This is a genomic window from Micromonospora sp. CPCC 205558 (assembly GCF_036902955.1).
Lineage (GTDB): Bacteria > Actinomycetota > Actinomycetes > Mycobacteriales > Micromonosporaceae > Micromonospora.
The window spans coordinates 57,230-64,150 of sequence record NZ_JBAKHR010000037.1 but is presented as its reverse complement, the minus strand read 5'-3'; the positions used below and the strand labels follow the sequence as shown (position 1 = coordinate 64,150).

At 68.9% G+C, this 6,921-nt stretch carries 6 protein-coding genes; 1 reads left to right on the top strand and 5 read right to left on the bottom strand.

Annotated elements, in window-relative coordinates; genetic code table 11:
* Window positions 1–74: 74 nt before the first annotated feature.
* Both V6U86_RS29655 and V6U86_RS29650 read right to left on the bottom strand, forming a co-directional pair.
* A complete protein-coding gene (locus V6U86_RS29655) occupies window positions 75–1,004 on the bottom strand; it encodes an ABC transporter substrate-binding protein (protein WP_334509050.1) in 930 nt (309 codons plus the stop codon).
* Window positions 1,005–1,360: 356 nt separating this feature from the next.
* Window positions 1,361–3,241: a M14 family zinc carboxypeptidase gene (locus tag V6U86_RS29650; RefSeq protein WP_334509048.1), complete on the bottom strand. Its 1,881-nt coding sequence runs from the start codon at window positions 3,239–3,241 to the stop codon at window positions 1,361–1,363.
* Window positions 3,242–3,451: 210 nt separating this feature from the next.
* Here V6U86_RS29650 and V6U86_RS29645 point away from each other — a divergent pair, with 210 nt between their 5' ends.
* Window positions 3,452–4,789 (top strand): C39 family peptidase, encoded by a 1,338-nt coding sequence (locus tag V6U86_RS29645; RefSeq protein ID WP_334509046.1) that lies wholly within the window; start codon window positions 3,452–3,454, stop codon window positions 4,787–4,789.
* Between the two features lie 70 nt (window positions 4,790–4,859).
* On the opposite strand, the gene V6U86_RS29640 is transcribed toward V6U86_RS29645, so the two are convergent.
* From V6U86_RS29640 to mqnE, 3 genes are all read right to left on the bottom strand, one after another.
* Window positions 4,860–5,120 (bottom strand): DUF4229 domain-containing protein, encoded by a 261-nt coding sequence (locus V6U86_RS29640; RefSeq protein ID WP_334509044.1) that lies wholly within the window; start codon window positions 5,118–5,120, stop codon window positions 4,860–4,862.
* 73 nt (window positions 5,121–5,193) lie between these two features.
* On the bottom strand, window positions 5,194–5,634 hold the full coding sequence (locus tag V6U86_RS29635; protein ID WP_334509042.1) for a hypothetical protein: 441 nt from the start codon (window positions 5,632–5,634) through the stop codon (window positions 5,194–5,196).
* A 23-nt stretch (window positions 5,635–5,657) separates the two neighbouring features.
* Window positions 5,658–6,827, bottom strand: coding sequence for an aminofutalosine synthase MqnE (gene mqnE, locus V6U86_RS29630; RefSeq protein WP_334509039.1), 1,170 nt, complete (start codon window positions 6,825–6,827; stop codon window positions 5,658–5,660).
* Window positions 6,828–6,921: the final 94 nt, after the last annotated feature.

Genomic DNA, 6,921 nt, shown 5'->3' with positions numbered 1-6,921 from the left:
CGGCCGGCCGGGCCACGGGGAGCGGCCCGGCCGGCCGGGGCGCGGGCAGTGGCCCGGTCACCGACGGACGACTGTCACGCGGGCACCTTGGCGACCGCGTCGATGATGACCCGGAGCAGATCCACGACCCGCGGGCCCCAGCGGGAGGCGATGTCGTCGTCCAGGGCCACGACCTGGTTGTTCTTCACCGCGGTGAGGCCGGCCCAACCACTGCGCGCCTTGACCGTGTCGGCGTTCTGCTGGCAGCAGTTGGCGTCGGCCAGGAAGACAAAGTCCGGGTCGGCCTTGACGACGAACTCCTGGGACAGCTGCGGGTAGCCGAAGTTCTTACCGTCCGCGTCGGCCGGGTCGGCGATGTTGGTCAGGCCGACCTGGCTGTAGAGCGAGCCGATGAAGGTCTTGCTGGTGGCGCTGTACAGCTCCGGGCCCAGCTCGTGGAAGTAGGTGAGCTTCTCGGCGCGCTGCGGCAGGTCCTTGACCAGCTTGGTGATGTCGTCCTTCATCCGGGTCACCACGTCGGTGGCCTGGTCGGCGTGCCCGGTCAGCGTGCCCAGGTCGGTGATCTGCCGGTACGAGTCGTCGAGCGTGGTCGCCGCCGGGGTCTGGTACACCGGGATCTTCAGCTTGCCGAGCTGTTCGACGATCTTGTTGCGGTCGTCCGAGAGCACCACGAGGTCGGGGTTCTTACCGGCGATCGCCTCGGCGTTGGGCTGGAAGGCGGAAAGGTCGGTCTTGGGTGCGTCGGCCGGATAGTTCGACTGGTCGTCGACGGCGGTCACCTGCGGCCCGGCACCGATCGCGAAGAGCATCTCGGTGGCGGTGGGCGACAGCACGACGATCTTCTCGGGACGCTTGTCGAGGGTGAGCGCGCCGACCGTGACCGGGTAGGCGGCGGCTGCGGTGCCGCTGGTCGGTTGGTCGTCGGCCTTCTCGGCGCAGGCGCCGAGGGCGAGTGCGGTGACCGCGAGGGTCGCCGCGAAGAGCCGAGGGGTACGTCTGAACATCGGGGGCCTCCTGTCGGTCGAGGAGTGTGGTGCTTCGCCGACAGGGCCTTTGGTGCGCCCGCCCACGAGGCGCCCTTCCTCGAGAGCGCGTTTCGCGACCGATCCGCAGGCGACCTGGCTCGTCCCCACCGGCTGGTGGGGCTTCACAGTTGCGGGACAGCGCCGGATTCCGTACCGGCTTCGCTGCGGACTGGTCGGTAAGACGGTAGCGCACCGCCACGAGGGGCCGAATCGATCAAGGATGAATCGACGACGCGTGACCGGTGGACCGGCGCGCACCGAGGGATATGTCCCGGATCTGGAGGCTCGGGAGCGGGTGGTGGGGCCCCGCCGGGGCGGGACGGGGCCCCACCCGATCAGGAGGACGTGATGGTGACGTTGTCCACAGCCGCCTCGACCAGGCTGGCCCCGGACGCGTCGGCGGCCTCGACGAGCACGCGGACCGACTGGCCGGCGTACGGGGTGAGGTTGAGGTTCGCGACCGCCCAGCTTCCGTTACGGTTGCTCGCCGCGCCGGTCTGGGTGAGCAGTGCTGTGGTGCCGCCGTTGTGCACCACGCTCACCCGCAGGTAGTCCGCCGACGAGGCGTTCGAGCCGTGCGCCAGGTACCAGGCGAGCGAGAGGGTCAGCGTGCCGGACGACGGCAGGGTCACCGCCGGGGACCGGGCGCTGGTCACTCCGCCGTCGACGTCGTAGTCACCGGCCGCCGAGCCGGCCAGGCGGCCGGTGACCAGGTCGTTGGATCCGGCGTACGGGGTGAGCTGCTTGGCGCCGGAGGACGTGGTCGCCTGGGCTGCGCCACGTTCCCACGCTCCGACGGTGGCGGTGTCGGTGCCGGCGGGGTTGATGGTCCAGCCGGTGGCGGTCTCGAAGGTGTCCGACCAGACCGTGGTGCCACCACCACCGCCGCCGCAGTACTGCGCCTGCTTGCCGATGGCCCGGTACGGGCAGTCGGCGTACTCGCTGAGGATCAGCACCGCTTCGCGGTTGCGGGAGGTCTGCGCGGGGATCACCTCGTCGGGCGGGTAGAAGCCGCCGCCGCTGGCCGAGCCCGGGTACATCTCGAAGGTGTACGCCCAGATGTTGTGGGTGGCCCACATCCAGTCGAGGCTGTCGCCGTCGGTGATGTAGAGGTCGCTGGACTGTTCCGGGGTGTAGTTGTTGGTGGCCGCCATCTGCTGGCCGATGGTGGCGAAGGTGTTGTACTGGTCGGCGTTCATCCCGGTCGCGGTGTTCGCCGTGGTGTAGCCGTACGGCCAGAGCACCAGCTGCGAGTAGGTGTGGAAGTCGATGTTGGCCTTGATCTGCTGCACACCGCCGACCACCCGGCTGTTGACGAAGTTGCGCAGCGCCTGCGTTTCGGGGGCGGAGAACGCCGACGGCCCGCGGTAGGTCTCCGACGAGGTGGAGCTGGACGAGCCGCCGCAGCAACCCCAGTTGTAGCCCCAGTTCCGGTTCAGGTCGGTGCCCACGTTGGACGAGCCGCTGTTGGGCTGCCGGTTCTTGCGCCACGACCGGTACGAGCCGGTGGCGATGTCGTACTCGCTGCCGTCCGGGTTGACCGTGGGCACGATCCAGATCTCCCGGCTGTTGACGATGTTGGTGATCCGGGAGTCGCTGCCGTAGCTGTCGGTGAAGAGGTTGAGCAGGTAGATCGCCATCTCGACGGTCAGGTGCTCACGGGCGTGCTGTTGGGAGTTGAACAGGATCTCCGGCTCGCTCTCGTCCGTGCCGACGTTGTCGGAGATCTTCACCGCCATCAGGTCGCGGCCCTCGTACGACGAACCGATGCTGATCTTGCGGGCGATCGCCGGATGGTCGGCGACGACCTGGTTCACGACGGCGGTCAACTCCGCGTAGTCGTGGTAGTTGGAGTCGGCCGGCGGGAAGGCCAGTGTGCCGATCTCGCCGGCGCCGCGCTCGGCGTTGGGCGGCGGGGCGAGCGGTTCCAGTCGGAAGCCGAGCTTGCCGATCGCGGCGGCCTCGTCCGCGGTGGCCGAGATGTGCAGCACGCCGTGTTCGGAGTAGTCGATGGCCGCTCCGGTGCGGGCCACCGCGTTGCGGTCGGCGAGGGTTCGGGGCCCGAGGACCCGGTAGCTGGCGGCGGCCGACTCTGCGGTGCGGTCCGGTGCCGGTCGGGCGGCGACCGGACCGGCGGCGACGGTGACGATGCCCAGTCCGGTGACGACAGCGAGCACCAGGACGCGGCGGAAGGGGATGGGCGTGCGGAGGGCCATGGACTACCTCCTCGAAGGGCGGGAGATCCCGCTGGGTGAAGGACACTTCACCACCTGTCACATGGTCATATCAATATTGATCGTTGTCTTATGCATCCCAGGTGGACCATCACGGCGGCAATGATTTTCCACCTATCAACATCTGGCGAAACTTCCCTCCAGGCGGAAAACTGACCAGCGACGATGCCCCCTCGACCCAGCGGAGCACCCATGGCCAGACCCCGCCTGCGCGCGGCCGCCCTCGCCGGCGTCACCACACTCACCCTGCTCGCCACCGCCACGCCCGCGATCGCGGCCCACCCGCCCGCCCCCGCCCACGACGAGCAGATCACCTACCAGGACTGGTCCGGGCCCGCCGACTGGCACCGGGGCAGCCAGGCCGGCACCCGCGTCGTGCCCGGCGCCCGAGCGGGCGTCACCCTGGCCCGCCCGGCCGGCACCATCGAGTACGCGGACCCGCACACCGGCGCGACCCGCACCTGGGAGTACGGCACCTGGACCTCGCCGGTGACCCGGATCGGGTTCGACGCCACCGAACTGATCGCCTCCTGGAACGCGGAGACCCCCGCCGGCACCTGGATCCAGGTGGAGATGCAGGGCAACTACACCAGCGGCGACCAGACCCCGTGGTACGTCCTGGGCCGCTGGGCGTCCGGCGACACCGACATCAAGCGGACCAGCGTCAACCGGCAGGGCGACCCCTGGTCGACGATCTGGACCGACACCTTCAGCATCGACGACGCCACCGCCGGGGTGCTGCTCCGGTCGTACCAGCTCAAACTGACCCTCTACCGCGCGCCCGGGCAGAGCGCCGCGCCGGTGGTCCGGATGCTGGGCGCGATGAGCTCCACCGTGCCGGACCGGTTCACCGTGCCGCCGAGCGCCGGGCACATCGCCTGGGGCCGGGAACTGCCGGTGCCGCGCTATTCACAGAACGTGCACAGCGGGCACTACCCCGAGTACGACGGCGGCGGTGAAGCGTGGTGCTCACCCACGTCGACGGAGATGGTGGTCGAGTACTGGGGCCGCAGACCGTCGGCGGCCGACACCTCCTGGGTGGACCCGACCTACCCCGACCCGACCGTCAACCACGCGGCGCGGATGACCTACGACTACGCGTACGACGGCGCGGGCAACTGGCCGTTCAACACCGCGTACGCGGCCAGCTTCCCCGGGCTGGAGGGTCGGGTGACCCGGCTGCACTCGCTCGACGAGCTGGAGCGTTTCATCGCCGCCGGCATCCCGGTCGTGACCAGTCAGTCCTTCCTCGCCAGTGAGCTGGACGGGGCGAACTACGGCACCTCCGGGCACCTCTTCGTGGTGGTCGGCTTCACCGCCGACGGCGACGTGATCGTCAACGACCCGGCCTCGTCCAGCAACGACGTGGTGCGCAACGTCTACAAGCGTGCACAGTTCGAGCAGATCTGGCTGCGCACCAAGCGCACCAACGCCAGCGGCGGCGTCTCCGGCGGCTCCGGCGGCATCGCCTACCTGATCAAGCCGCTCTCAAAGCCCTGGCCCAAGGTTCCAGGCTCCACCAACTGGTAACCCCCACCCCCCTTGCGGTTGATCATGAAGTTATTGCCCGAACGCTCGTGTCGTGGCAATAACTTCATGATCAACGCTGGGGGTCTTCGTCCTCGCCGGCCAGGGCGGAGCGGAGGCGTTCCTTCTCCACCTTGCGGCGCTCGGCTGCTTCGGCGATCTCTCCGGCCATCTCGTCCCGCCAACCGCGCAGCAGGAAGAAGGAGAGCGCGGCGGAGAACGCCAACGCCAGCATCAGCTTCAGGAACACGTTCATGTCGATCAGCCAGAGGCCCGCCAACACGGCGACGAACAGCCCGATCCGGCCCAGCGTGTACTTGAGCGCGGCGCTCACCCGCACCACTCCGTTCTCTCCGTCGCCCGCCACTGCCGGCGGAAGGTTCGAGCCGCCCGGCGGGCGGTCATGGTCAGCCGGTCCGGCGGGCCAGCCAGCGGACGCCCGGGAACCAGAGGACCGCGTACGCCACGGTGAACGCCCCCGCCGCCAACGCGCCGGAGAACAGCGGCGGCAACCCCGCGGCCAGACCGGCGATCAACAGCCCCACGAACACCCCGACGGCAGCCGCAACCACCGCCGCCACCACCCGGGCCGCGCCGAAATCCCAGGCCCGGAAGTCGTCCCAGAACAACCACGCCGGCAGGATCACCGCCAGCCAACCATTGGTGTGCCCGAACTCGCCGGAGCCGATCGAGGCGAACGCCCACTCGAACAGCACCAACGCGAGCACGCCGATGACCAGACCGGCCAGACACACCCCGAGCAGATCGCCCAGGGTACGGATGCGCCCCTCGGCGTCCCGGCGGGGAAAGCCACTCTGCTGCTGCTCAGGTCCTCGTTGCTCGGTCATCGACTGCGAGGGTACGTGGCGGCTCAGGCCCAGACCTGCTGCGGCTCGGCGCGCCGCTGCGCCAGCGACGGGGCCTTGTCGTACTCCCGGACCACGTTGTAGCGGGTGTCCCGCTCGACCGGCTGGAAACCGGCGTCCCAGATCAGGTGCAGCAGGTCGTCGCGGTGCATGGTGTTCGGGGTGCCGTACGAGTCGGCGTCGTGAGTGATCTTGTATTCGACGACGGAGCCGTCCAGGTCGTCCACGCCGAAGTTCAACGAGAGCTGAGCCACCGACAGCCCGTGCATCACCCAGAAGTTCTTCAGGTGCGGCACGTTGTCGAAGAGCAGCCGGGAGACGGCGAACGTCTTCAGCGACTCGGCCGGCGAGGCCATCGTGGTGCGGGCCTGGATCCGGTTACGGATCTTGCCGTCCGCCGAGTCGACGAAGTCGTGCTGGTAGCGCAGCGGAATGAAGACCGCGAACCCGCCGGTCTCGTCCTGCAACTCGCGCAGCCGCAGCACGTGGTCGACGCGGTGCCGGGGCTCCTCGATGTGGCCGTACAGCATCGTCGCCGGGGTCTTCATGCCCTTGCTGTGTGCCAGGGCGTGGATGCGCGACCAGTCTTCCCAGTGGCAGGCGTGGTCGACGATGTGCTGCCGGACCTCCCAGTCGAAGATCTCCGCGCCACCACCGGTCAGCGACTCCAGGCCGGCGTCCATCAGCTCGTCGAGGATCTCGTCGGCGCTCAGGCCGCTGATCTTCTCGAACCACTGCACCTCGGTCGCCGTGAAGCACTTGAGCTTGACGGTCGGCAGCGCCGCCTTCAGCTCGCGCAGCACCTTCGGGTAGTACCGCCACGGCAGCGTGGGGTGCAGACCGTTGACGATGTGCAGCTCGGTGAGCTGCTCGTCCTCCATCTCCTTGGCCTTACGGACCGCCTCGTCGATGCGCATCGTGTACGCGTCCTTCTCGCCCGGCTTGCGCTGGAACGAGCAGTACGCACAGGACGCCGAACAGACGTTGGTCAGGTTGAGGTGACGGTTGACGTTGAACATCACCCGGTCGCCGTTCAACTCGGTGCGCTTGTGGTGCGCCAACCGCCCCAGCCAGGTCAGGTCGTCGCTCTCGTAGAGGGCGACACCATCCTCCCGGGTCAGCCGCTCACCGGCGTACACCTTCGCTTCGAGCTCACGCTTGAGTCCGGCGTCCATGGCACGTCCCTTCCACCTGCGGTCCGGATCGAGCGTACGTCGCGGCGCCGACGGGCCCGGCGGCACGGTCGCCGGCAGCGACCCACTTCACCAG

What these genes read in the sequence shown, in the direction of transcription:
- V6U86_RS29655 (WP_334509050.1), bottom strand. Translation starts at nt 1,004, where the DNA reads ATGTTCAGACGTACCCCTCGGCTCTTCGCGGCGACCCTCGCGGTCACC.
- V6U86_RS29650 (WP_334509048.1), bottom strand. Translation starts at nt 3,241, where the DNA reads ATGGCCCTCCGCACGCCCATCCCCTTCCGCCGCGTCCTGGTGCTCGCT.
- V6U86_RS29645 (WP_334509046.1), top strand. Translation starts at nt 3,452, where the DNA reads ATGGCCAGACCCCGCCTGCGCGCGGCCGCCCTCGCCGGCGTCACCACA.
- V6U86_RS29635 (WP_334509042.1), bottom strand. Translation starts at nt 5,634, where the DNA reads ATGACCGAGCAACGAGGACCTGAGCAGCAGCAGAGTGGCTTTCCCCGC.
- mqnE (WP_334509039.1), bottom strand. Translation starts at nt 6,827, where the DNA reads ATGGACGCCGGACTCAAGCGTGAGCTCGAAGCGAAGGTGTACGCCGGT.